This window comes from Pseudomonas sp. 3A(2025) (genome assembly GCF_054589175.1).
Genome location: NZ_BAAILM010000069.1, coordinates 1 through 317 on the forward strand (window position 1 = coordinate 1; position 317 = coordinate 317).

Below are 317 nucleotides of genomic sequence, written 5' to 3' on the forward strand. Positions count from 1 at the left end.
GCAGCGCCATCTTCGTCGTATTGGAGCAGGGTGTTTTTGCCGTCCTGGATCAGGCGCAGGTAGCCGTTTGCGGGGGCGAGTGGGTTGCCGCCCTGATAGCCGAGACCGTTGGCTGCGCTGTAATTGAGCAAGGTGCTGACGTCGATCAGGTCGCCGCCTGCGCCGGTGGCAAAGTCGGTGACGGTCAGTCGAAAAGTGGCGATACCTGAGAGAAACCCATAAGTGTCCCGCCCTGATCCTCCTGTGGCTATGACGGAATCGTCTCCGCCAGCGACTTTGGGAATATAGACCTGAATCAGGTCATCACCGTCACCGCC

The 317-nt window shown here is 59.6% G+C and carries 1 protein-coding gene; it reads right to left on the reverse strand.

Going from position 1 to position 317, the window contains the following annotated elements; translation table 11 throughout:
* On the reverse strand, positions 1 to 317 hold a 317-nt coding region (locus tag ACYP2A_RS22235; RefSeq protein ID WP_459748109.1), incomplete at both ends, for a type I secretion C-terminal target domain-containing protein.